Below are 23,073 nucleotides of genomic sequence, written 5' to 3' on the forward strand. Positions count from 1 at the left end.
CAAACAATATGTATTCATATCGATAGAACGCCTGCCGTCTAAGGGCGGCAGGCGCGCGGCGATTGTGCCGCAGTGCCGCGGGCTACACCGCCACCGGGGCTTTGATGGCGGGGTGCGGGTCGTAGCCTTCGACCGCGAAGTCCTCGTATTCGTAGTCGAAGATCGAGGGCGGCCGGCGCTTGATGACCAGCTGGGGGTATGGCCGCGGCGCGCGCGCGAGCTGCTCGCGCACCTGCTCGAAATGGTTGCTGTAGATGTGGCAGTCGCCGCCGGTCCAGACGAAGTCGCCCACCTGCAGATCGCACTGCTGCGCCAGCATGTGCGTGAGCAGCGCGTAGCTGGCGATGTTGAAGGGCACGCCCAGGAAGATGTCGGCGCTGCGCTGGTAGAGCTGGCAGGACAGGCGCCCCTCGGCCACGTAGAACTGGAAGAAGGCGTGACAGGGCATCAGCGCCATCTTGTCCAGCTCGGCTACGTTCCAGGCGCTGACGATGATGCGGCGCGAATCCGGGTTGGTCTTGAGCTGCTTCACCACCTCGGCGATCTGGTCGATGTGCCCGCCGTCCGGTGTCGGCCAGCTGCGCCACTGCACGCCATAGACCGGGCCGAGGTCGCCGTCGGGCCGCGCCCATTCGTTCCAGATGGTCACGCCGCGCTCGCGCAGCCAGTGGTTGCTGGACGAGCCGGTCAGGAACCACAGCAGCTCGTGGATGATGCTTTTCAGGTGCACCTTCTTGGTGGTGACGAGCGGAAAGCCCTCGGCCAGATCGAAGCGCATCTGGTGGCCGAACACGCTGCGCGTGCCCGTGCCGGTGCGGTCGGCCTTGGCCACGCCGTGCTCGAACACGTGGCGCATGAAGTCTTCGTACTGGTGGCGGATGGGGGGCTGGGGCATGTCAGTAGGCGCCGAGAAGGGAGTCGAGCGCACGGATGATCTGTTCGGCGTGCGTGCGCAGATTCATGACGGGGCTGCGTAACTCAGCCGCGGGAAAGGCCGCGGCTGCGGGCGTGTCCAGAACGACTTGGAGGCCGCCGATCTCGAAGGCGGGGTTGAGGTCACGCATGGGCGGCCCGGCCATCTTCGCGGTTCGCATCGGCAGCACCACGCGCGTATCGACGCTGTTGATGTAGTCGTTCTGCACGTCAAGCAAAAAAGGCGTGCGCTTGCGCAGCACTGCATCCGGGTGGCGATAAACGTCGAAGCGCGCCATGTCAGAAGCTGCGGTACTTGGCCAGCGGCAAGCCTTCCTTGGCGATGCGTGCGTTGTACGCGGCCACGGCTTCCTTGTTCTCCTCGTTCCACCTCTCCCAGTAGCGCCGCTTGACCTCGGCCGCCAGCAGCTCGTCCACCGTCTGCGAGATGTTCATGCCCATCTCGCGCGCCATCTCCAGCACCTTGCTGTTGAGCGAGAGGTTGGTGGCTTTCTTGGGGGCGTTGTCGAGATGTCTCATGCAGGGCTCCACATCGGGAATGCGTGCATTCTATGCGCATCGATCCTGCTCATCCGTCCACCGGCCGCGCGGGTGTCTCCAGCAGCAGCTGGTACAGCGCCAGGTCCAGCCAGCGGCCGAACTTGAAGCCCACCTGCGGCATCGTGCCCACGCGCGCGAAGCCCAAGCGCTCGTGCAGGGCGATGCTGCCGGCGTTGGCGGCGTCGATGGCGCCCACCAGGGCGTGCACGCCGTTCTGGCGCGCCGCCGCGATCAGCGCCTGCATCACGGTGCGGCCCAGGCCCTTGCCTCGGTGGTCCTTGTGCACGTACACCGAGTGCTCGACGGTGTACTTGTACGCCGGATAGGCCCTGAACGTGCCGTAGCTGCCGAAGGCCAGCAGCGTGCCGGCGGCGTCTTCCACGCCGATCACGGGGAAGCCGCCGCTGCGCTTGGCCTCGAACCACGCCACCATGCTTTGCGGCGCGCGGGGCTGGTAGTCGTACAGCGCGGTCGAGCTGAGGATGGCCTCGTTGAGGATGTCGAGGATCGCGTTCGCATGCCGCTCGAAGTGGCAGGGCACGGTGGTTTGCTGGTTCATGGAGGCCATGCTACCCGGCTGCGCGCCCGCACCTCGACAGCATGTCCGGCGTCTGCGCTGCCACCGCCGCCGCGCGTCCAGCCTTGGCTTGCCGCGCCGCCTGTCTGAGCACTCCTGTGCGTATCTCGCTCCACGGCCTTGGGCCATGAACTCCGAAGCCCGGAGGCCATCTCGCTCCAAGCAAGCCAGGGGCCGCGCGGCGGCGCTACCGGTCGCCGCTGCTCTCGCGCAGCGCCTGCTGCTGCTCGCGCATGCGCACGCACTGCGGATGCTGGCGCATGCCGGAGCGGCCGCATTCGCGTTGCAGGCACACGGAGTGGGCGAACAGCTGGCTGTCGGCGCACAAGGCCGCCGGCGCGGCGGGCGGCGCCGGCCCGGGGGTGGGTGCGGGCGGCGGCGGCGCCGGGACGGGCGCTGCCGGTTCGGCCACCTGAACGACAGGCGGCACAGGCGCAGGCTGCCGGGGCGTCTTCCTGGTCTGCGGCTTGGGTGCCGGGACGGGCTCGGGGTGTGCCAGGGCGGCGTGAGCGGGGGGCGGTGCGCTGGCCGCCGATGCGGCTGCATCGGCGGCGCTGGCCATCGCCACGGGAGCCGATGACACCGCGAGGGCCGAGGCTGCCGGCACCGGGGCTTCGGCCGCGGGGGGCAACGCCGGTTCCGGCGCGGGAGCGGCCGCCGCGACCTCAGGCGCGTCCCGCAGGCCGGCCATCCGCGAAGTGATCGAATAGATCGCCCAGGCGGTCACGGCGGCCAGCAGCAGCCCGGTGAACAGGTACAGGCCCGGACGCGGGCCGCTGGACGCGGTTGAATCCTTGCGGGCGCGGCGGCGCTTGCGCTTGCGCGGCGGCTCTTCCATCTGCACCGTGACAGGCCACAGCGGGACGAGCTGCGCCGCGCACTTGGTGCAGAACTTGGCCGACTCGCGATTGTCGGCGCCGCAATTCGAGCAGATCATGGCTGGCGTTGTCGAGGCCGCGAACCGGACCGCCCGTGGGTGTCGGCTCGCCGCTTACTCCTGAATGGATACAAATTGTATTAACAGGAGGGCGAGGGGAGACGCCGCAGGCGGCCGTGCCATGCGTTCGTGCCAAATATGTCGCGCGGCGCTGTGGCGCAGCCGGGATCGGCACCAGCGGCCAGCATGTCGATTGCTATTACTATAGTAGCTTCCGGCGCTTGTTGGACGGGCGCTGGAGGCCGATTTGGCACTGAATCGGCGTATGGCTGCGTTCCGGCGCTCGTCAGAAGCTGAGGCGCGCGCCCACCATCAGGCTGCGCCCGCGCAGCGGCGAGGCGTCCTTGACGAAGGAGCTGTGGTTGAAGGCCAGCTTGTTCAGCGCGTTGTTCAGGCTGGCGTACACCTCGTAGTCCTGCCCCGACGACAGGCGGCCGCGCCAGGCGACGCGCAGGTTCAGCATGTCGTAGGCGGGCGTGCGGGTCTCGAAGGCGGCCAGGCGGTTCTGCGCGAAGTTGCGGGTCCACTCGGCCGAGGCGGTCCAGGGGCCGCCCTGCCATTCGACATTCAGGCCCAGGCGGTGCGACGGAATGCGCGGCACCTTGCCGCCGCCGGCGAAGCTGGCCCGCACCACGTCGCCGAACGCGCCGACGCGCCACTGGCGATTCAGCTGGTGGCTGACGCGCGCCTCCAGGCCCGAGAAGCGGGCGTCGCGCTGGCGGTAGTCCACCAGGCGGAAGTTCTCGTGGCGGTCGGTGGTGTCGGCGTAGATGTAGTTGTCGATGCGGTTGTGGAAGGCCGTCAGCTCGTAGCGGGTGGCGCCGCTGCTCTTGCGCAGGCTGATGTCCAGGTTGGTCGCTCGCTCGGCCGTCAGGCGCGCGTTGCCGCGCTCCCAGGTGTTGGTGGCCAGGTGGATGCCGCTGGCGAACAGCTCCTCGGCGCTGGGCGCGCGCTCGGAGCGCGACAGGTTCACGGCCAGCGTGTGGCCGGGCGCGAAGGCCCAGCTGACGCCGCCGGCGATGGAGCCCATGTGGTGCCGGACGGTGCCTCGGCGAGCGCTGCCGTCGAGCCGGGCGTCCTGCCATTCGTAGCGGCCGCTCAGCTCGAAGCGCCAGGCGCCCAGGCGGTATTCCTCCAGCGCGAAGACGGCGTGGGCCTGGGTGTCGGTGGGTTCGACGAAGGCTTCCTCGCCCACCGCGCTGAACCGGCGCCGGCTGTGCTGCGCGCCCAGCAGGCCGCGCAGCGTGCCGGGGCCCAGGGTGAGCGGGTTGTGCTCCAGCTCCAGCCGTGCGTCGTGGGCCTTGTTCTTGAAGGTGGTGCCGATCTCGCCGTGCTCGATCTCGTCGTGGCGGTAGTCGGTGATGCCGGCGCGCAGGCGCACGCGGGCGAAGCCGGGCAGGGGGGCGCGCCATTCGCCGCGGATGTCCCAGCGCTCGGTGTCCAGGTCCACCAGCGCCACCTCTTCTTCCTCGCCGTGCCCGCCGGTGCAGTGCAGTTCGGTGCCGTGCCAGTGGCAGCCGGGCGGCGCGGCGGGCTCGTCGCCGTGGTCGTGGCCGGCGCAGTGCAGGGCGTTGCCGTGCACGTGGCAGTCCTCGTATTCGTGGCTGTGGCCGGGCAGGCCGTATTTGCTGCGCAGGCGGCTGTAGGCCACGCCCAGGTAGCCGCGCGAATGAATGAACGAGGCGCCCAGGCTGCCATACCAGGTCTTGGCGGCCGAGCCTTCGACACGCGGCGCGGTCCAGCCGCTGCCCACCTTGTAGTCGTCGGCCGAGCGCTTGAGGCCCTCGACGTGCAGGGCGATGGGGCCGCTGCCGCCGGTGAGCGAGAACAGGCCGGTGCCTTCGCGGGCGCTGGATTCCTTGCGCAGTTCGACGCTGCCTTCGTAGCCCTTCTCCGGCACAGCGGTGGGGATGCGGTTGTCGCGCACGTTGACCACGCCGCCGATGACGCCGCCGCCGTGGATCAGGGTGGAGGGGCCGCGCAGGATCTCGATCTCGCGCGCCAGCATCGGCTCCAGGCCGACGGCGTGGTCGGGGCTGGAGGTGGAGGCGTCCTGTACCTCGCTGCCGTCCGAGAGGATGCGCACGCGCGCCGCGTCGGCGCCGCGGATCACCGGCCGGCCGGCGCCGGCGCCGTAGTTGTTGTTGCGCACGCCGGGCAGGCCGTCCAGCGTGTCGCCCAGTGTGCCGGCGCGGCGTTGCAGCAGGGCGCGCTCGTCCAGCAGTTCCACCGGGGTGGATGATTCCTCCAGCGGAATGTCCAGCGGGGTGCCGGTGACGCGCACGGTGTCGAGGGTGGGCACGGCGTCGTCGGTGGCCTGCGCCAGCGCGGCGGGCGACGGCGCGCAGAGGGCGCAGGCGAGCGCGAGCGCGCGGCGCGGGTAAGGGGGCGGCTTGATCATGGTCGATGCGGGTGGAGAGCCATACGGGGAATGAGAAACGCCCGTCGCGACGGGCGTTTCATGCGTCATGCCTGGGCGCGGAGCGGCATCAGTGCTCGTGGGTGGCCATGCCGAGCCAGGTCATGCCGCCGGGGCTGAAGTTCAGCGCCACCGAGCCCGCGAGGGCCGCGCCGCCGATGTCGATGGCGTGCAGGCGCTTGCCCTGCGGGTCGCTCAGCCAGGCCTTGTCGTCGTCAGCGCTGACGGCCAGGGCTGGCCAGGGCGCGGCCGTCGGCATGCTGGCGATGACGCTGGGCAGCGCGGCGCGCTTGCGCCAGTCGCTGGTGGCCAGGATGTGCAGCGTGCCGACGTCGTCGAGCAGCAGCAGGTTCTGGCCCTCGGCGTCGATCGCGTGCGCGCGGCGCACGCGGCCTTCGGCCCAGTCGATGCGCTTGATGGCGCCGGCGAGGGGGTCGATCTCGAACAGGTTGCCACCGCTGCCGATGCCCACGAAGCTGGGCATGTGCTCGTTGCCGATGATGGTGCTGATGCGCACGCCTTCGCCCATGTCGGCCGGGTTGGCGATCTTCTGCGCCGTGAACTCGTCGCCCGACTGGTGCACCACCAGCACGCCGTCGCGGCAGCCGAAGGCGATGTAGTCGGCGTTGGAGTAGCTGCCGTGCAGGCCGGGGCATTCCTGCTCGAAGCGCTTGGTCTGGTGGAAGTGGTCGCCGTGGCGCTCGTACAGCTCCACGTGGGTGGGCGAGGTGCCTTCGGCCTCGGGCGCCTTCCAGGTGGTCAGCAGCCAGTCGCCGCGCGGTTCGGCCGTGCCGTGCATGGGCGAGCCCAGGCGCTGCGTGGCCAGGGTGATGCCGGGCGTGCCGATGCTCTCGTCGCTGAGCAGCGCGAACGAGGCGTTGGTGCCGGCATCGACGCTGCCGTCGAAGAACACGGCGGCCAGTTCGTCGTGGCTTTCGTAGTGCGAGGGCCGAACGCCCGCCAGCTGCGTGGTGAGCAGCCGCGGCGGCTCTTTGCGGTCGTCCATGTGGTCGCCATGCGGCTCCTGGTAGATGCCGCCGTCGACGAACTGGATCAGGCCTTGCGTGGCCTGGACCAGCAGGGCGTAGCGCTTGTCGGGGCTGGCGTGCACGGCCGAGGGGGCGTTGTCGGCGGCGTAGCTCTGCAACACGCTGCCGGCGTCCAGGTCGACCACGTGCACCTGGGCGCTGCCGGGTTCGAGCACCACCAGGCGCCCGGCGGTTTCGATGTGCGCGTGGTCGTCGCCACCGCCAACGTCCTCGACGATGCCGCCGCTGCCGCCACAGGCGGCCAGCGCTCCGGCACAGGCCAGCACCAGGGCGGCTCTCTTCCAGCGCAGGGATGCAGTTTCCACGGTTCTCACTCCTTCGTACGTGTGTTGTGGGGGTGTCGAGTCGTGGAAAAGTATATCAATAACGATAATCCATTATCAAAATGACGCGGATTTCAACACGGGTACGGGCGTGCAGGTGCACTGGAAGCTATCTAAAGAATAGCTGCCAGCGAAGTATCCACGGGCGCTGGAGGCCGAAAATGCTTGAAATCGTTCAGTCGGCTGGCGCTGCCGCCAGCCGCGCGATCAGGGCGCGCTCGGCCGGGCCTTCGACGGGGATCCATACCCGCAGCGGGTTGCCGGCGGCCACGTCGATGGGCTGGCCTTGGGCGTTCTTCATGACCTGCAGGTGCACGGTGCGGTTGCCCTGCGGGTGGATGATCTCGATCCAGTCGCCGACGGCGAAGCGGTTCTTGGTCTCCACCTCGGCCCAGCCGTCACGCACCGCCTTCACCTCGCCGACGAACTGGCTGCGCGTGGCGACCGAGTGGCCGGTCTCGTAGTTCTGGTAGTCCTGCGCCGGGCGGCGTTCCAGAAAGCCGCTGGTGTAGCCGCGGTTGGCCAGGCCCTCCAGCTCGGTGATGAGCACGGGGTTGAAGGGGCGGCCGGCCACGGCGTCGTCGATGGCGCGGCGGTAGGTCTGCGCGGTGCGGGCGACGTAGTACAGGCTCTTGGTGCGGCCCTCGATCTTGAGCGAATCGACGCCGATCTTCACCAGCTTTTCCACCTGCTCGACGGCGCGCAGGTCCTTGCTGTTCATGATGTAGGTGCCGTGCTCGTCCTCCATGATCGGCATCAGCTGGCCGGGGCGGCCTTCCTCCTCGATCAGGTAGACCTTGTCGGCCGCCGGGTGGCGCTGGCCGCTGCCGCAGGTGCTGCCCGCCTTCGCTTCAGCGCGCTCGGCCTCGGCGCCGAAGCTGAAGCCTTCCAGCCGCTCGCCGCGCGCCAGCGCCTCGCCGGTGTTCGGGTCCACGCCGGCGTCCAGCGTCTTGTAGTTCCAGCGGCAGGCGTTGGTGCAGGTGCCCTGGTTGGGGTCGCGCCGGTTGAAGTAGCCCGACAGCAGGCAGCGGCCCGAGTAGGCGATGCACAGCGCGCCGTGCACGAACACTTCCAGCTCCATGTCGGGGCATTCCTGGCGGATCTGCTCGACCTCGGCCAGACTCAGCTCGCGCGAGAGGATGATGCGCGCCACGCCCATCTTCTGCCAGAACTTCACCGCCGCCCAGTTGGTGGTGTTGGCCTGCACGCTGAGGTGCACCGGGATGTGCGGCCACTTCTCGCGCACCAGCATGATCAGGCCGGCGTCGGCCATGATGAGCGCGTCCGGGTTCAGGGCCGCCACCGGCTCCAGGTCGCGCAGGTAGGTGCGCAGCTTGTCGTTGTGGGCGATCAGGTTGCTGGTGACGAAGAACTTTTTGCCGCGCGCGTGCGCCTCGGCGATGCCTTGCGCGATCTGCTCCAGCCGGAACTCGTTGTTGCGCGCGCGCAGGCTGTAGCGCGGCTGGCCGGCGTACACCGCGTCGGCGCCGAAGTCGTAGGCGGCGCGCATTTTGTCCAGGCTGCCGGCGGGCAGCAGCAGTTCGGGGGTTTTCGGGGTCATGGGAGCGTATTGTCCGGCCAGTCGTGCTGGCGTGCCGTGGCGTACCATCGTTCATCTTTTTTTGATGGAGCACCCATCCCCATGAAAGCAGTTCTGATCGGCCTGTGGGCCGCGTTGGCCGTGGGCGCCGCCCAGGCGCAGGGCCCCGGCGGCCTGAAGGCGGGGCTGTGGGAGTCGCGCACGCTCAAGATGGCGATGGACGGCAAGGACATGCTGCCGCAGATGAAGGCGGCGCGCGAACAGATGCAGAAGTCGCTGGCGGGCATGCCGCCCGAGCAGCGCAAGAAAATGGAGGCCGTGATGGCCGCGCAGGGGGCCGACCCCACTGTGCGGCGTATATGCGTCAGCGCCGAAATGGCCAGGAAGGAGCATGCCTTCGTGCCGCGCCCGGCGCGCGCCGACTGCGCCGAGCCCAGGCTGAACCGCAGCGGCAACCGCACGGCGTTCGAGTTCTCGTGCAAGCAGGGCGGCGGCACGATCACCGGCAAGGGCGAGACGCTGGCCGCGGGCGACGAGATCAGCACCAAGGTCGAGACCGCGTCCACCGATGCGGGCGGCGCCAAGCACGTCATGGCGGCCGAGACGCAGATGAAGTTCATCAGTGCCGACTGCGGCGGCCTCAAGCCGCTGGACCAGCTGGTCAAGGAGATGCAGCAGGCGGGCGCCGCAGGGCGGCAGGGCGCGCCCAAGAAATAGGCCCCAGGTCCCGCCGGGCGGGCCATGCGTCGGACGAGGCCGCGAAGTCGCGTCGGCATGACGCGCATCGAGTCCGGATTGCTACCTTTTCAATAGCTTCTGTCGCACGTCTGGCGGGCGCTGGAGCTTGTTTTTATTTGAAACGGCGCGGCGCGCGCGCAAGCCCCCGGCGCTGGCAAGGCCGGCGCGCGCCTGCCACAATGAAACGTGGCTGCCATTGCCGCGGCCGCGATAAAGGAAGAAGCCATGGCCACGACGAAACCCCACGCCTTTGCCTCCACCCTCCAGCCGTTCAAGACCGCCTCCGGCAAGGGCGGCAAGCTGTTCTCGCTGCCGGCGCTGGCGCGCAAGTACCCCAACGTCAAGCGCCTGCCGGTGTCGATCCGCATCGTGCTGGAGTCGGTGCTGCGCCACTGCGACGGCCTGAAGGTCACGCCCGAGCACGTCGCGCAGCTCGCCAACTGGCAGCCCAACGCGGCGCGCACCGACGAGATCCCCTTCACCGTCGCCCGCGTGGTGTTGCAGGACTTCACCGGCGTGCCGCTGCTGGCCGACCTGGCGGCCATGCGCTCCACCGCCCGGCGCCTGGGCGCCGACCCGAAGAAGATCGAGCCGCTGGTGCCGGTCGATCTGGTGGTGGACCACTCCATCATGGTGGACTACTACGGCCGCAGGAACGCGCTCGACCTGAACATGAAGCTGGAGTTCCAGCGCAACCGCGAGCGCTACGAGTTCATGAAGTGGGGCATGCAGGCTTATCGCACCTTCGGCGTGGTGCCGCCGGGCTTCGGCATCGTGCACCAGGTCAACCTCGAATACCTGGCGCGCGGCGTGCATCGGCGCAAGGACGGCGTGTACTACCCCGACACCCTGGTCGGCACCGACAGCCACACCACCATGATCAACGGCATCGGCGTGGTCGGCTGGGGCGTGGGCGGCATCGAGGCCGAGGCGGCCATGCTGGGCCAGCCGGTGTACTTCCTCACGCCCGACGTGGTGGGCTTCGAGCTGAAGGGCCAGCTGCGCGAGGGCTGCACCGCCACCGACCTGGTGCTCACCGTCACCGAGATCCTGCGCCGGCACAAGGTGGTGGGCAAGTTCGTCGAGTTCTTCGGCGAGGGCACGCGCACGCTCAGCCTGCCGGACCGCGCCACCATCGGCAACATGGCGCCCGAGTACGGCGCGACGATGGGCTTCTTTCCTGTCGATGAGCGCACCATCGAGTACTTCGAGGGCACGGGCCGCACCAAGGCCGAGATCGAAGCCTTTGAAGCCTACTTCCGCGCGCAGGGCCTGTTCGGCGTGCCGAAAGCCGGCGCCATTGATTACTCGCAGGTCGTCACGCTCGACCTGGGCGACGTCACCCCCAGCCTGGCCGGCCCCAAGCGCCCGCAGGACCGCATCGAGATCGGCCGCGTGGCCGGCCAGTTCGAGTCGCTGTTCTCCAGGCCGATGGGCGAGAACGGCTTCAACCGCCCGGCGGCCGAGCTGCACACCCGCGTCGAGGTGGTGCGCGACAACGACCCCGGCGCCGACGAGCGCCCGCCCGTGCCCAAGCCCGTGCCGCTCGGCGCCTCGCGCGAGGTGGTGGAGATGGTGGCCAACAAGCCCACGCTGGAATCGGCCCTCGCCGAGGCCGACGTGATCGAGCCCAGCTCGCCCTACCGCTACACCCTGGGCAACGGCGACGTGTTGATCGCCGCCATCACCAGCTGCACCAACACCAGCAACCCCAGCGTGCTGCTGGCCGCCGGCCTGCTGGCGAAGAAGGCGGTGGAGGCGGGCCTCAGCGTCAAGCCGCACATCAAGACCTCGCTGGCGCCGGGCTCGCGCATCGTCACCGAGTACCTCACCGAGACCGGCCTGCTGCCGTACCTGGAGAAGCTTGGCTTCGCCCTGGCCGGCTACGGCTGCACCACCTGCATCGGCAACGCCGGCGACCTGGCGCCCGAGATCAACGAGGCCATCACCCGCAACGACCTGGTGTGCGCGGCCGTGCTGTCGGGCAACCGCAACTTCGAGGCGCGCATCCACCCCAACCTGAAGGCCAACTTCCTCGCCAGCCCGCCGCTGGTGGTGGCCTACGCCATCGCCGGCAGCGTGCTGGTGGACCTGATGACCCAGCCCGTGGGCAAGGGCAAGGGCGGGCGCGACGTGTACCTGGGCGACATCTGGCCCCGCAGCGACGAGATCCAGAAACTGCTGAAGTACGCCATGAAGGGCAAGGCCTTCCGCGACAACTACGCCAAGGTCGTGACCGAGCCCGGCAAGCTGTGGGAGCGCATCGAGGGCGTGACGGGCGAGGTCTACAACTGGCCCACCAGCACCTACATCGCCGAGCCGCCGTTCTTCCAGGATTTTGCTATGGAAGAAGGAGCTGCCAGCGCAGGTGGGACGGGCGCTGTAGGCCAAAAATGTGCTGAAGTGCGCGGCGCGCGCGTCATGGCGCTGTTCGGCGACAGCATCACCACCGACCACATCTCGCCCGCCGGCAGCATCAAGGAAAGCTCGCCCGCCGGCCAGTGGCTGCTGGCGCACGGCGTGCAGAAGGCCGACTTCAACAGCTACGGCTCGCGCCGCGGCAACCACGAGGTGATGATGCGCGGCACCTTCGCCAACGTGCGCATCAAGAACCTGATGGTGCCGCCGCAGCCCGACGGCAGCCGCGAGGAGGGCGGCGTGACGCTGACGCAGCCCTCGGGCCAGAAGAGGTTCATCTACGACGCCGCCATGGACTACATCGCCGCCGGCGTGCCCACCGTGGTCTTCGCCGGCGAGGAGTACGGCACCGGCTCCAGCCGCGACTGGGCGGCCAAGGGCACGCAGCTGCTGGGCATCAAGGCCGTGGTCGCCAAGAGCTTCGAGCGCATCCACCGCAGCAACCTGGTGGGCATGGGCGTGCTGCCGCTGCAATTCAAGGCCGGCGAGTCGTGGGAGAGCCTGGGCCTCGTGGGCGGCGAGCTGATCGACGTCATTCCGGCGGCCGACCTGGCGCCGCAGAGCGACGCGCGGCTGATCGTCACGCGCGCCGACGGCTCCAGGAAGGAAACCACCCTCACGCTGCGCATCGACACGCCGATCGAGGTGGACTACTTCCGTGCCGGCGGCATCCTGCCCTACGTGCTGCGGCAACTGCTGGCGTAGAGCCCGCGGCCGGCGCGGCCCGGCGCGCCATCGGGCGCGGCACAATTTGCGCCATGAGTTCGACACAACAACTGCTGGTCGCGGGCGGCGGCATCGGCGGGCTGGCGGCGGCGCTGGCCGTGGCGCGCGCCGGCTGGGAGGTGCGCGTCCTCGAACGCGCGGCGGCCTTCAACCAGGTCGGCGCCGGCATCCAGCTCGGCCCCAACGTGACCCGCATCCTGTGCGCCTGGGGGCTGGAGCGCGAGCTGGTGGCGGTGGCCGCCTTCCCGGATCGGCTGCAAGTGCGCAGCGCCCTGACCGGCGACGAGCTGGGCGTGCTGCCGCTCGGCCGCCGCGCCTTCGACCGTTACGGCGCGCCCTACGCCACCCTGCACCGCGCCGACCTGCACCGCCTGCTGTGCACCGCCGCCGTGCGGCAGGGCGGCGTGCAGCTGCGGCTGGACCGCACCCTGGCCAGCTTCCACGACGACGGCCGGGCCGTCACCCTGACCACCGACGCCGGCCAGCAGATCGAGGGCGACGCGCTGCTGGGCGCCGACGGCGTGTGGAGCCGCGCGCGCCAGCAGCTGGTGGGCGACGGCCCGCCGCGCGTCACCGGCCACCTGGCCTACCGCGCCATGCTGCGCCAGTCGGCGCTGCCCGAGGCGCTGCGCACCACGCAGGTCACCGCCTGGCTGGGGCCGCGCCTGCACGTGGTGCAGTACCCGGTGCGGCGCGGCGAGTGGATGAACGTGGTCGCCATCGTGCACGGCCCGCCGCCCGCCGGCGCCGAGAACTGGGACCACGGCGCCAACGCCGCTGACCTGCTGCGCGCCACCGGCGCCGTGTGCGCGCCGCTGCGCGAGCTGCTGGCCGCCGCGCCCGCGGCCAGCGTCAACCCGCACGCCTGGCGCCTGTGGGCGCTGGCCGACCGCGCGCCCGTGCGCGCCGCCGGCCAGATGGCGCGCGGCCGCGTGGCGCTGCTGGGCGACGCCGCCCATCCCATGCCGCCGTACCTGGCCCAGGGCGCCGGCATGGCCATCGAGGACGCGGCCGAGCTGGCCCGCGCGCTGGCCATGGACACCGTGGAGGTGCCCACGCGCCTGGCGCGCTACGCCCAGGCGCGCTGGCAGCGCGTGGCGCGCGTGCAGGCGCGCGCCATCCGCAACGGCCGGATCTTCCACGCCACCGGGCTGGCGCGCGTGGGGCGCGACACCTCGATCCGCCTGCTGGGCGAGCGCGTGCTGGACGTGCCATGGCTCTATGGCGGGTGACTACACTCGCACGCATGCCCCGTCCTTCCATCCTTATCGCCCGCGCCATCTTCCCCGAGGTGGTGGACAAGCTCGCCGCGCACTTCGACGTCGAGGCCAACCAGGCCGACGAACTGTGGCCGCGCGAGCAATTCATCCAGCGCCTGCAAGGCAAGCAGGGCGTGTTCACCACCGGCGGCGAGCGCATCGACGCCGCGCTGCTGGCGCAAGCCCCTGGCCTGAAGATCTGCGCCAACATGGCCGTCGGCCACAACAACTTCGACCTGCCCGCCATGACGGCCGCCGGCGTGCTCGCCACCAACGCCCCCGGCGTGCTGACCGAGACCACCGCCGACATGGGCTTCGCCCTGCTGATGGCCGCCGCCCGCCGCGTCACCGAGTCCGAGCACTACCTGCGCGCCGGCCGCTGGGACCGCTGGTCCTGCGACATGATGATCGGCCAGGACGTGCACGGCAGCACCCTGGGCATCGTCGGCATGGGCCGCATCGGCCAGGCCATCGCCCGGCGCGGTGCGCTGGGCTTCGGCATGCAGGTGATCTACCACAACCGCTCGCGCCTGCCCGAGGCCGAGGAGGCCGCCGTCGGCGCGCGCTACGCCGGTCTGGATGAACTGCTGCGCACGGCCGACCACGTGGTGCTGGTCGTGCCCTACACGCCCGAGGCGCACCACATGATCGGCGCGGCGCAGATCGCGCTGATGAAGCCCACCGCCACCCTCGTCAACATCGGGCGCGGCGGGCTGATCGACGAGGATGCCCTGGCTCAGGCCCTGCAAGCCGGCCGCATCGCCGCCGCCGGGCTGGACGTGTTCGAGGGCGAGCCCAAGGTCAACCCGGCGCTGCTGGCCTGCGCCAACGTCGTCCTCACCCCCCACATCGCCAGCGCCACCGTGCCCACCCGCAAGGCCATGGCCCACCTGGCCGCCGACAACCTGATCGGCTACCTCGCGCAGGGCAGGGCGGTGACGCCGCTCAACCCCGAGGTGATGGGCGGGGCGTGAGAGGGGCGTCATCGGAACTCATGAGGAAAATCGGCCTCCAGCGCCCGTCCAGCAAGCGCTGGAAGCTCATTTTTCAATAGCTTGAAGCCGCGAGGCTATCATTCCCCACCCCTGCGGACACCGCTCCGTGAACCGAAGAAGGGCGCCTTGCCGAGCACCGCCTCGCCTGGCGATGCCCGACTTCCTCATCAGGAGCCCACCATGCAGCCACCTTCCGCAACCGGCCGGCCCGTTCGCCTCGGCCGAATGGCGCCCACCCTTCCCGTGTCCGACATCGCCCGCTCGGTGCTGTTCTATGCATCGGCCCTGGGCTTCGAGAAAGTCTTCGAGAACGGCAGCCCGGTGGGCTTCGTCATTCTCCAGAAGGACGCGGCGGAGCTGCATCTGACGCTGGACAGAGCGCACAAGGCCACCGTCCACAACCTGGCGCAGCTGATGGTCGATGATGCCGAGGCGCTGTACGAACACCTTCAGCGCTGCCGCGTCAGGATCGTCAAGGCCCTGCGCGATGCCGACTTCGGCCTGCGCTGCTTCGTCTTCGCCGACCCCGACGGCAACCGGATCGACGTCGGCCAGAGCTTGTAGCGGTTGCCAAAACTGTGCACCTGCGCGGCGCGGCCGGATCAGGCCGACAAAGGAACGAGGTGAGAGCATGAAATCGAGTTTTGCGTCGGGTGCTGCGGCACTGGGTTTTTGGCTGGCGGCCGTTGCACCGTTGCCTGCCGCGGCATGGCAACTCACTCCGGAAGCGACGGCTGTTGAGCGCGGGATGGCTGCGCCCAACCGCTTGCGGCGCGCGATCAATGGCGGAGCCTTTCGGGCGATGGCCATGGTGGGCCATCCTGTGCATGAGGAGATCACCAGACAGGCGCTCCAATGCCCGAGCGAGGGGCCATTGGCGCCGGGCTGCGAGTTCGACATCCGCTACCAGGAGGCAGGCGTGCGCTGGAATGACGATCCGGCGTTCAAGTTCTTGCCGGGGCGCGGCAAGTTTCCGGACTGCCAGAGCGGCACAGTGCGCATGGTCACCCAACCGCTGTGCTGGGCGCAGGTGTTCCTTTCCGGCGAGCGCTCGGCCCGTCGTGGCGTGCAATTCACCGGCGCCAATTCCAACCTGCTGGTGCGTTCGCATTTCGGTGACTTGCAGTTCTTGCACGCCATGGCGGTCAGCGACGGTGAAACGCCCGAGCAGACCCGCCGCAACGTGATGGCGTGGCTGGAGTTCACCTGGCGCACGTCGATCGGCGAAGCGAAGTTCGATTCCCAGCGCATGGTGGCGCGCTTGCCGGTCGACGGGTTCGCGGAGAGGTTCCGGCACAACCAGGGTTGGCGCATTCAGGATCTGTTCTCGCTGGGCAACCCCGCCGTGCGTACGGAAGAGGCCATTCAGCGAATCGCCCTGGGCAGCCTGTTGCATGTGGTGCAGGATTCATTCGCCGCCGGCCACGTAGAGCGTGAGGCTCCCGTGTCCGGGGTTGTCTGCGCCGGTCGCACCGACTGGCCGGCGCCGGGCCAGATCCTCGAGTTTCATTCCTACCCGCACCAGGATTCGCGCAAGCACGGCCGTGCCGATGAACCACATGGGTTGGAAGCGCACCTGGCAGGCGCTCGCCCCCACGTGATTGACGTGGTACGCACCGTGGCTGAACTGTGGCGCGCCAGAACGCCCTGGGACGATGCGCGACCCTATCTGGAGTGCGTGTTCACGCTGTCACCGACCGCGCGTGTTTCATCCCCAGGCAACAGTTACCGGTCCGACGCGCCCGGGGACCAGGTCCAATGGGGCGGTTGAGTGCATCTGGATGGCAGCCCCCCGAGTTCGCGGGGTTGCCCCTGATTGCGCTGCTTGTCAGAAGTACTCGCCGACATCATCGGTTCGATCCATGCAGGGCCATTCTGGCCGCGCTTCTACAATGCCCATCATGACCTCTTCCTCTCGCGTGCGCGCTCGGCTGCTCCATCCCGAATCGACCCCCAGCGCCCGCCCATCAAGCGCTGGCAGCTATTAATTCAGGAATTCACATGACCTCGCCAAGCGCTGACGCGCTGCTGTGGGCCGCACTGGCCGGCGCGGTGCTCAACGTGGTGCTGCTGCTCGTGCTGCTGCTGCGCCGCCCGCGCCGCCCGGCCGACGTGGCCTCACGCGGCGAGGTGCAGCAGGCCGTGGGGCAGGCGAGCGAGCGGCTGGAGCGCGAGCTGCGCCACGAGATCGGCGAAGCGCCGAGCCAGTTGTCCAAGCAGGATGCCGGGATGGCGGCACGCATTCCGCATGCTGCACAGGTTGTCGCCTTCCGCAACCTGCTCATCCACGGATACGCTGCTGTGCATGTGCGGCGGGTTTGGGAGGTCGTCGAAAACGACTTGCCGCAACTGGAGGCCAGCGTGGCGAGGCTGCAAGCCGAAATCTATGGCCGGCAGCGGTCCGGCGGTGAGACCCCGCGAGAGGGCGACGAAGCCTGAGCGCCGCATGGCCGACGCCGACTTCGACGATCGCCCGGTGGACGTGCATTCCCCCGAGGTGCCCGAGGGCATCCGCCAGGCCGTGCTGGCGCGCATGCGGCCGGGCGACGTGTTGTGGCGCTGCCCGAGCAAATCCGCCCCGCGCGGGCCGCTCGCCGCCTTCGGCTTCGGCCGGCGAGGCGTGGTGATCGAGTGGTGGCTGGTGGCCGCCGATGGCGATCTGGTGGAGGCATATTGGGAAGAGTGATGACTTCCGATATCGGATCATCAGTGATGATCTGTTTTATATAAGTAATTGATTCATATCTGATTTATTGAATAAAATCCGATCATGAATCCGATCAAACCGGGTGATGGACGTGCATCGGCGCCTGACGGGCTGGCCGCCGTCCTGGCCCGCCAGCCTGCCGCCAGCGCCCAGGAACTGGCCGCGCGTCTGGGCGTGAGTCTGCCCACGGTGCACCGACTGCTGCGCGCGGCGCCGGACCGGGTGGTCAGCCTGGGCCGCGCGCGCCGCACGCGCCATGCCTGGCGCCGCGCTTTGCGTGGGCAGGCGGGCGACCTGCCGGTGTACCGCGTCGATGCCGGGGGCGTGCCGCAGCCCTGGCCGGCGCTGGCGCTGATCGCGCCCGAGGGCACGGCCCTGCCGCTGGAAGGCACCGGCTGGCCGGTGCCGCCCGAATCGCGCGACGGCTGGTGGCCCGGCCTGCCGTACCCCTTGCAGGACATGCGGCCGCAGGGCTACATGGGCCGCCAGTTCGCCCGCGCCGTACACGAGGGCCTGCAACTGCAACCCGACCCGCGCGCCTGGAGCGACGACGACGTACTGCTGGCGCTGTCGCGCGCCGGTGCCGACGCGGTGGGCGACCTCATCGTCGGCGACCAGGCGCTGCGCCGCTGGCAGGCCGCGCGGCTCGACGCGCCGGCGCCGCTGGCCGAAGCCGGCCTGGCCGATGCCTACCCGGCGCTGGCGGCGCAGGCTGTGGCGGGCGGCGGCGCCGGCTCCAGCGCGGCGGGCGAGTTCCCCAAGTTCGCGGCGCTGCGCGAGGTGCCGGCGAGCGATGCCGATGCCGCGCGCACGCCGCACGTGCTGGTCAAGTTCTCCGGTGCCGGCGGCACGCCGGCCGAGCGGCGCTGGGCCGATCTGCTGCTGGCCGAGCACCTGGCGCTGCAAGCCATCGCCGCGCACCTGGGTGGGCAGGGCGTTCAGGCGGCGCGCAGCCGGTGGCTGCAGGCGGGCGGCAGGGCCTTTCTGGAGGTGGAGCGCTTCGACCGCCACGGCCGCTGGGGCCGCAGCCCGCTGGTCAGCCTGGAGGCCGTCAACGCCGCCTTCCTGGGCCTGCCGCATCGGCCGTGGCCCGAGCTGGCCGCGCCGCTGGCGCGCGGGGGCTGGCTGGCCGAGGGCGCCGAGGCGGCTGTCAACGTGCTGTGGTGGTTCGGCCGCCTGATCGGCAATACCGACATGCACCTGGGCAACCTCAGCTTCCGCCCGCATGCCGGCCGGCTGATGCTGGCGCCTGCCTACGACATGCTGCCCATGCGCTATGCGCCCCTGGGCGGCGGCGAACTGGTGCCGCTCGCGCTGCTGGAGCCGCCGCTGCCGCTGCCCGGCGAGCGCGCACAGTGGCATCCGGCAGCCGCTGCTGCATCGGCGTTCTGGCAGTCGCTGGCAGGCGATGACCGCGCCAGCCACGGGATGCGCGCGCAAGCCGAGGCCAATGCGCGCCGGCTGGCGCAGGCGGTCGCCGTGGCCGGCTGAGGCACTGTTTCTACAATGCTGCCCATGGCCACCGCACGCTGCTCACCGAGGCAGGAGTTTCAAATGAAATCGGCCTCCAGAGCCCGCCCATCAAGCGCTACCAGCTATCAATTCAGGAATCTTCATGATCTCACCGGGCGCTGACATGCTGCTGTGGGCCGCACTGGCCGGCGCGGTGCTCAACGTGGTGCTGCTGCTCGTGCTGCTGCTGCGCCGCCCGCGCCGCCCGGCCGACGTGGCCTCGCGCGGCGAGGTGCAGCAGGCCGTGGGGCAGGCGAGCGAGCGGCTGGAGCGCGAGCTGCGCCACGAGATCGGCGAAGGCGCGCGCGGCGGCCGGCAGGAGCTGGCGCAGACGCTGGTGACCTTCCAGGACGCGGTGATGCGCCAGGGCGCCGAGGCCACGCGCACGCAGAACGCGCAGATCGACGCCTTCGCGCAGCAGCTGGCGCACCTGCGCGGCACGCTGTCGGAGACGCTGACGCAGCAGCTGCAAACCTTGAGCGAGGCCAACGCGCGCCGCCTGCACGAAGTGCGCGGCACGCTGGAGCAGCAGCTCGGCGCCCTGCAAGCCGCCAACAGCGCCAAGCTCGACGAGATGCGCCGCACGGTGGACGAGAAGCTGCACGCCACGCTGGAGCAGCGCCTGGGCGAGAGCTTCCGCCAGGTGGCCGACCGGCTGGAGCAGGTGCACAAGGGCCTGGGCGAGATGCAGACGCTGGCGCAGGGCGTGGGCGACCTGAAGCACCTGCTGACCAACGTCAAGACGCGCGGCATGTTCGGCGAGGCCCAGCTGGCCGCGCTGCTGGAGCAGGTCTTCGCGCCCGAGCAGTACGCGGCCCAGGTGCCCACGCGGCCGGGCAGCCGCAACGCGGTGGACTTCGCCATCCGCCTGCCGGGGCGCGGTGGCGGTGACGCACCGGTGTGGCTGCCGATCGACGCCAAGTTCCCCAACGAGGACTACGAGCGCCTGCTCGACGCCCAGCAGCGCGCCGATGCCGCCGGCGCCGAGGCGGCGGCCAAGGCGCTGGAGGCGCGCATCCGCCTGGAGGCGCGCGGCATCGCCGACAAGTACGTCGAGCCGCCGCACACCACCGACTTCGCCATCCTCTTCCTGCCCACCGAGGGCCTGTACGCCGAGGTGCTGCGCCGCGCGGGCCTGATGGACGCGCTGCAGCGCGAGCACCGCGTCACCCTGGCCGGCCCGACCACGCTGCTGGCGATGCTCAACAGCCTGCAAATGGGCTTCCGCACGCTGGCGCTGGAAAAGCGCAGCAGCGAGGTCTGGCAGGTGCTGGGCGCGGTGAAGACCGAGTTCGGCAAGTTCGGCGACGTGCTGGCGCGCGTCAAGACGCAGACGCAGACCGTGCTGAACACGCTGGACGCGGCGCAGACGCGCACCAACGTGATGAACCGCGCGCTCAAGAAGGTCGAGGCGCTGCCCGACGCCGAGGCGCGGCACCTGCTGCCCGGCGAGGGCGGCGATGCCTGAGGGGAATGCTCCCATAAAAATAGCTGCTCGCGCTTGCTGGATAAGCGCTGGAGCCCGATTTGATTCATAACGCCCGCTACGCATGACCGGCCGCGAGTTGACGCGCCTGGTGCTGGCGCAGGTGTGCGTGCACAGCGCCATGACGGGCAGCCGCCTGGTGGCGCCGCTGCTGGCGCTCAAGCTCGGCTACAGCGCCGCCGAGGTCGGCGTGCTGCTGGCGCTGTTCGCGCTCTCGCCCGTGTTCCTGGCGCTGCCCGCGGGGCGCCTGGCCGACCGCCACGGCCTGCACCTGCCGCTGGCGCTGGCCGTGGGCACCGCCACGCTGGGCGCGGGGCTGGCCGCCATCTGGCCGGTGTATGGCGTGCTGTGCCTGGGCGGCGTGCTGACCGGCGCCGCCTCCGGCACGGCGCAGATCGCGCTGCAGCGGCACGTGGGTCGTTCGGCCGGCAACGCCACCGAGCTGAAGACGGTGTTCAGCTGGCTGGCCATCGCGCCGGCGCTGGCCAACTTCCTGGGGCCGCTGCTGGCCGGACTGCTGATCGACCATGCCGGCGCGCAGCCGGCGGACATGACGGGCTTTCGCGCCGCCTACGCGCTGCTGGCCGCGCTGCCCATCGTCTGCTGGCTGCTGGCGCGGGGCGCGCCGGCGTCGCAGCCCGCCGAAGCCGCCCCCGCGGGGCCGCGCCGCTCGGTGTGGGACCTGCTGGCGCTGCCGCCGCTGCGGCGCCTGCTGTTCATCAACTGGATGCAGTCCGCCGCCTGGGACGTGCACACCTTCGTGCTGCCCATCCTGGGGCACGAGCGGGGCCTGAGCGCGTCGGCCATCGGCGCGCTGCTGGGCGCGTTCGCCGTCGCCGCCGCGCTGGTGCGCATGGCATTGCCGAAGATCGCCGCGCGGCTGGCCGAATGGCAGGTGATCCTGGCCTCGACCCTGGTCGCCGCCACCGCGCTGGCGCTGTACCCGCTGGCGCCCGGCTTCTACACCATGGCCCTGTGCTCAGTGGTGCTGGGCGTGGCGCTGGGCGCCGTGCAGCCGATGGTGCTGAGCCTGCTGCACCACATCGCCCCGCCCGCGCGCCAGGGCGAGGCGATGGCGCTGCGCGTGATGACCATCAACCTGTCGAGCTTCCTGCTGCCCATGCTGTTCGGCTCGGTCGGCGTGGTGATGGGCGTGGGCGGGCTGTTCTGGCTGGTGGCGGCGGTGCTGGGCGCGGGGGCGCGGGCGGTGGTGCCGCTGCGCGAGGTGGGCGCGGAGCGTCCACCGGGGTGACGCCTGGCGGAGCTATTCGACCTCGGCGATCAGCTCGATCTCCACGCACGCGCCCAGCGGGTTCGCGGCCACGCCGAAGGCGCTGCGGGCGTGCTTGCCGGCGTCGCCGAACACCTGGCCCAGCAGATCGGAGCAGCCGTTGGTGACCAGGTGTTGCTCGGTGTAGTCGGGGGCCGAGTTGACCAGGCTCATCACCTTGACGATGCGCTTGACGCGGTTCAGGTCGCCCACGGCCGCGTGCAGGGTGCCCAGCAGGTCGATGGCGACGGCGCGCGCGGCCTGCACGCCGTCGGCGGTGCCCATGTCCTGCCCCAGCTTGCCGACCCAGGGTTTGCCGTCGCGGCGCGCGATGTGGCCGGAGAGGAAGACCAGTTTGCCGGTCTGCAAGAAGGGCACGTAGGCGGCGGCGGGCACGGAAACGGGCGGCAGCTGGATGCCGAGCTGCTGGAGCTTGTCGTGGATGTTCATGGCGCTTTGAAGAGAAATTAAGTCAGTTGTTCATGGCGCTTCGTTATCGGCGCAGCGCTTGAAACCCCAGGAGCCCAACGGCCGCGGAGCAGGCCACGCCAGTGCACCCGTGGCCGGGGTTCCCCCGGCCAGTGGGTGCGCCCCCTGGAGGGAGGATGCCGCAACATCGCGCAGCGCGTGGAGCAACGGGGGTGGTGTTTCATATCGGAGCGGCCTCGGCCAGCGAGGCGGCGTCGCACGGCTCCACTGTAACGCCCACGTGCAGCTCGTGGCCGCCGCTGCCGTGGATCACGCCGCGCATGGGCGAGACGTCGGCGTAGTCGCGGCCGACGGCCAGGCGCACGAAGTCCTCGCCGGGGGTGCTCCAGCCGTCGCGGTCGTTGGTGGGGTCCAGGTCGTACCAGCCGTGGCCGCCGGCCTGCGCCGCCAGGTCGGGCAGGAACACCGACACCCAGGCGTGCGAGGCGTCGCTGCCCACCAGGCGCGGCTGGCCGGGCGGCGGCTGGGTCAGCAGATAGCCACTGACGTAGCGCGCCGGCAGGCCGAGCGAGCGCAGGCAGGCCAGCATCACGTGCGAGAAGTCCTGGCACACGCCGCGCCGCTGCTCCAGCGCCTCGATGGCGGGGGTGCCGACGTCGGTGGTGAGGCTGGCGTAGGTGAAGTCGCCGTGCACGCGCCGCATCAGCTCGCGCGCGGCGTCGATCAGCGGGCGGCCGGGCGTGAACGAGGGCGCGGCGTAGTCGGCGAACGCCGGGCCGGGGTGCACGTGGGCCGAGGGGTAGATGAACTCGGCCGCCGGGTGCCACTGGGCGCCGGCGTGGTAGACGAACTGCTCGCGCACCGCCTCCCACGGCAGCTGGCTGGCGGCGGGCTCGGGCGGGCGCGTGTGCACCAGGCTGCTGGCGCGCACCAGCAGCTCCTCGTGCGCGCTGGCGATCTCGAAGTAGGCCCGCACGTTGCGGTACACGTCGGGCGTCTCGGTCAGCACCACCGGCGCGGGCGAAATCTCCAGCCGCGCGTCCAGGCGCTGCTGGCAGCGCGTGTGCGGCGGCGTGAGGTGGGCCATGTGCTGGGCGGCCTCCACGGCGGGGGCGTAGAGGTAGCGGGTGTCGTGGATGATGCGCAGGCGCATGGTGGGTTTTGCTACTTTATTGGTAGCTGGTGGCGCTTGGTGGGTGGGCGCTGGAGGCCGAT

At 70.3% G+C, this 23,073-nt stretch carries 21 protein-coding genes; 11 read left to right on the forward strand and 10 right to left on the reverse strand.

Going from position 1 to position 23,073, the window contains the following annotated elements; all coding sequences use genetic code 11:
• Positions 1 to 82: 82 nt before the first annotated feature.
• From QM772_RS18440 to yegQ, 8 genes are all read right to left on the reverse strand, one after another.
• Positions 83 to 895, reverse strand: coding sequence for a thymidylate synthase (locus QM772_RS18440; protein ID WP_415139092.1), 813 nt, complete (start codon positions 893 to 895; stop codon positions 83 to 85).
• 1 nt (position 896) lies between these two features.
• Entirely contained in the window at positions 897 to 1,211 is a 315-nt protein-coding gene (locus tag QM772_RS18445) for a CcdB family protein (RefSeq protein WP_415139094.1), read from the reverse strand.
• Position 1,212: 1 nt separating this feature from the next.
• Positions 1,213 to 1,452 (reverse strand): type II toxin-antitoxin system CcdA family antitoxin, encoded by a 240-nt coding sequence (locus QM772_RS18450; RefSeq protein WP_415139096.1) that lies wholly within the window; start codon positions 1,450 to 1,452, stop codon positions 1,213 to 1,215.
• A gap of 49 nt (positions 1,453 to 1,501) precedes the next feature.
• On the reverse strand, positions 1,502 to 2,032 hold the full coding sequence (locus QM772_RS18455) for a GNAT family N-acetyltransferase (RefSeq protein WP_415139098.1): 531 nt from the start codon (positions 2,030 to 2,032) through the stop codon (positions 1,502 to 1,504).
• A 205-nt stretch (positions 2,033 to 2,237) separates the two neighbouring features.
• Positions 2,238 to 2,987 carry a zinc ribbon domain-containing protein gene (locus QM772_RS18460; protein ID WP_415139100.1) on the reverse strand — a complete coding sequence of 250 codons (750 nt, stop codon included), beginning with the start codon at positions 2,985 to 2,987 and terminating at the stop codon, positions 2,238 to 2,240.
• A 286-nt stretch (positions 2,988 to 3,273) separates the two neighbouring features.
• Complete coding sequence (locus QM772_RS18465; protein WP_415139102.1) at positions 3,274 to 5,388, reverse strand: TonB-dependent receptor domain-containing protein; 2,115 nt, start codon at positions 5,386 to 5,388, stop codon at positions 3,274 to 3,276.
• 88 nt (positions 5,389 to 5,476) lie between these two features.
• A complete protein-coding gene (locus tag QM772_RS18470) occupies positions 5,477 to 6,760 on the reverse strand; it encodes a hypothetical protein (RefSeq protein ID WP_415139104.1) in 1,284 nt (427 codons plus the stop codon).
• A 193-nt stretch (positions 6,761 to 6,953) separates the two neighbouring features.
• Positions 6,954 to 8,339, reverse strand: coding sequence for a tRNA 5-hydroxyuridine modification protein YegQ (yegQ, locus tag QM772_RS18475; protein ID WP_415139106.1), 1,386 nt, complete (start codon positions 8,337 to 8,339; stop codon positions 6,954 to 6,956).
• An 81-nt stretch (positions 8,340 to 8,420) separates the two neighbouring features.
• Here yegQ and QM772_RS18480 point away from each other — a divergent pair, with 81 nt between their 5' ends.
• From QM772_RS18480 to QM772_RS18530, 11 genes are all read left to right on the forward strand, one after another.
• Entirely contained in the window at positions 8,421 to 9,035 is a 615-nt protein-coding gene (locus QM772_RS18480; protein WP_415139108.1) for a DUF3617 domain-containing protein, read from the forward strand.
• A 246-nt stretch (positions 9,036 to 9,281) separates the two neighbouring features.
• Complete coding sequence (locus tag QM772_RS18485; protein WP_415139110.1) at positions 9,282 to 12,179, forward strand: aconitate hydratase; 2,898 nt, start codon at positions 9,282 to 9,284, stop codon at positions 12,177 to 12,179.
• 53 nt (positions 12,180 to 12,232) lie between these two features.
• Positions 12,233 to 13,432 carry an FAD-dependent monooxygenase gene (locus tag QM772_RS18490; protein WP_415139112.1) on the forward strand — a complete coding sequence of 400 codons (1,200 nt, stop codon included), beginning with the start codon at positions 12,233 to 12,235 and terminating at the stop codon, positions 13,430 to 13,432.
• A 14-nt stretch (positions 13,433 to 13,446) separates the two neighbouring features.
• On the forward strand, positions 13,447 to 14,433 hold the full coding sequence (locus QM772_RS18495; protein ID WP_415139114.1) for a 2-hydroxyacid dehydrogenase: 987 nt from the start codon (positions 13,447 to 13,449) through the stop codon (positions 14,431 to 14,433).
• Positions 14,434 to 14,634: 201 nt separating this feature from the next.
• Positions 14,635 to 15,018, forward strand: a complete 384-nt coding sequence (locus QM772_RS18500) for a VOC family protein (RefSeq protein ID WP_415139116.1) — start codon at positions 14,635 to 14,637, stop codon at positions 15,016 to 15,018.
• 67 nt (positions 15,019 to 15,085) lie between these two features.
• On the forward strand, positions 15,086 to 16,225 hold the full coding sequence (locus QM772_RS18505) for a hypothetical protein (protein WP_415139118.1): 1,140 nt from the start codon (positions 15,086 to 15,088) through the stop codon (positions 16,223 to 16,225).
• 230 nt (positions 16,226 to 16,455) lie between these two features.
• Entirely contained in the window at positions 16,456 to 16,893 is a 438-nt protein-coding gene (locus QM772_RS18510) for a DUF86 domain-containing protein (RefSeq protein WP_415139120.1), read from the forward strand.
• Between the two features lie 7 nt (positions 16,894 to 16,900).
• On the forward strand, positions 16,901 to 17,140 hold the full coding sequence (locus QM772_RS18515) for a hypothetical protein (RefSeq protein ID WP_415139122.1): 240 nt from the start codon (positions 16,901 to 16,903) through the stop codon (positions 17,138 to 17,140).
• An 84-nt stretch (positions 17,141 to 17,224) separates the two neighbouring features.
• A complete protein-coding gene (gene yjjJ, locus QM772_RS18520) occupies positions 17,225 to 18,652 on the forward strand; it encodes a type II toxin-antitoxin system HipA family toxin YjjJ (protein WP_415139124.1) in 1,428 nt (475 codons plus the stop codon).
• A gap of 124 nt (positions 18,653 to 18,776) precedes the next feature.
• The gene (locus QM772_RS18525; protein ID WP_415139126.1) at positions 18,777 to 20,141 is read left to right on the forward strand and encodes a DNA recombination protein RmuC; all 1,365 of its coding nucleotides are present in this window, start codon (positions 18,777 to 18,779) and stop codon (positions 20,139 to 20,141) included.
• Between the two features lie 82 nt (positions 20,142 to 20,223).
• Positions 20,224 to 21,411, forward strand: coding sequence for an MFS transporter (locus QM772_RS18530; RefSeq protein WP_415139128.1), 1,188 nt, complete (start codon positions 20,224 to 20,226; stop codon positions 21,409 to 21,411).
• Positions 21,412 to 21,423: 12 nt separating this feature from the next.
• On the opposite strand, the gene QM772_RS18535 is transcribed toward QM772_RS18530, so the two are convergent.
• The gene (locus QM772_RS18535) at positions 21,424 to 21,879 is read right to left on the reverse strand and encodes a RidA family protein (protein ID WP_415139130.1); all 456 of its coding nucleotides are present in this window, start codon (positions 21,877 to 21,879) and stop codon (positions 21,424 to 21,426) included.
• A 199-nt stretch (positions 21,880 to 22,078) separates the two neighbouring features.
• Positions 22,079 to 23,011, reverse strand: a complete 933-nt coding sequence (locus QM772_RS18540) for a transglutaminase family protein (protein ID WP_415139132.1) — start codon at positions 23,009 to 23,011, stop codon at positions 22,079 to 22,081.
• Between the last annotated feature and the right edge of the window lie 62 nt (positions 23,012 to 23,073).

The sequence above is a fragment of the Ottowia sp. genome, from assembly GCF_047601385.1.
Lineage (GTDB): Bacteria > Pseudomonadota > Gammaproteobacteria > Burkholderiales > Burkholderiaceae_C > Ottowia.

Coding starts and splice junctions, on each gene's coding strand:
- QM772_RS18440 (WP_415139092.1), bottom strand. CDS start 895: ATGCCCCAGCCCCCCATCCGCCACCAGTACGAAGACTTCATGCGCCAC.
- QM772_RS18445 (WP_415139094.1), bottom strand. CDS start 1,211: ATGGCGCGCTTCGACGTTTATCGCCACCCGGATGCAGTGCTGCGCAAG.
- QM772_RS18450 (WP_415139096.1), bottom strand. CDS start 1,452: ATGAGACATCTCGACAACGCCCCCAAGAAAGCCACCAACCTCTCGCTC.
- QM772_RS18455 (WP_415139098.1), bottom strand. CDS start 2,032: ATGAACCAGCAAACCACCGTGCCCTGCCACTTCGAGCGGCATGCGAAC.
- QM772_RS18460 (WP_415139100.1), bottom strand. CDS start 2,987: ATGATCTGCTCGAATTGCGGCGCCGACAATCGCGAGTCGGCCAAGTTC.
- QM772_RS18465 (WP_415139102.1), bottom strand. CDS start 5,388: ATGATCAAGCCGCCCCCTTACCCGCGCCGCGCGCTCGCGCTCGCCTGC.
- yegQ (WP_415139106.1), bottom strand. CDS start 8,339: ATGACCCCGAAAACCCCCGAACTGCTGCTGCCCGCCGGCAGCCTGGAC.
- QM772_RS18480 (WP_415139108.1), top strand. CDS start 8,421: ATGAAAGCAGTTCTGATCGGCCTGTGGGCCGCGTTGGCCGTGGGCGCC.
- QM772_RS18485 (WP_415139110.1), top strand. CDS start 9,282: ATGGCCACGACGAAACCCCACGCCTTTGCCTCCACCCTCCAGCCGTTC.
- QM772_RS18490 (WP_415139112.1), top strand. CDS start 12,233: ATGAGTTCGACACAACAACTGCTGGTCGCGGGCGGCGGCATCGGCGGG.
- QM772_RS18495 (WP_415139114.1), top strand. CDS start 13,447: ATGCCCCGTCCTTCCATCCTTATCGCCCGCGCCATCTTCCCCGAGGTG.
- QM772_RS18500 (WP_415139116.1), top strand. CDS start 14,635: ATGCAGCCACCTTCCGCAACCGGCCGGCCCGTTCGCCTCGGCCGAATG.
- QM772_RS18505 (WP_415139118.1), top strand. CDS start 15,086: ATGAAATCGAGTTTTGCGTCGGGTGCTGCGGCACTGGGTTTTTGGCTG.
- QM772_RS18510 (WP_415139120.1), top strand. CDS start 16,456: ATGACCTCGCCAAGCGCTGACGCGCTGCTGTGGGCCGCACTGGCCGGC.
- QM772_RS18515 (WP_415139122.1), top strand. CDS start 16,901: ATGGCCGACGCCGACTTCGACGATCGCCCGGTGGACGTGCATTCCCCC.
- yjjJ (WP_415139124.1), top strand. CDS start 17,225: ATGAATCCGATCAAACCGGGTGATGGACGTGCATCGGCGCCTGACGGG.
- QM772_RS18525 (WP_415139126.1), top strand. CDS start 18,777: ATGATCTCACCGGGCGCTGACATGCTGCTGTGGGCCGCACTGGCCGGC.
- QM772_RS18530 (WP_415139128.1), top strand. CDS start 20,224: ATGACCGGCCGCGAGTTGACGCGCCTGGTGCTGGCGCAGGTGTGCGTG.
- QM772_RS18535 (WP_415139130.1), bottom strand. CDS start 21,879: ATGAACATCCACGACAAGCTCCAGCAGCTCGGCATCCAGCTGCCGCCC.
- QM772_RS18540 (WP_415139132.1), bottom strand. CDS start 23,011: ATGCGCCTGCGCATCATCCACGACACCCGCTACCTCTACGCCCCCGCC.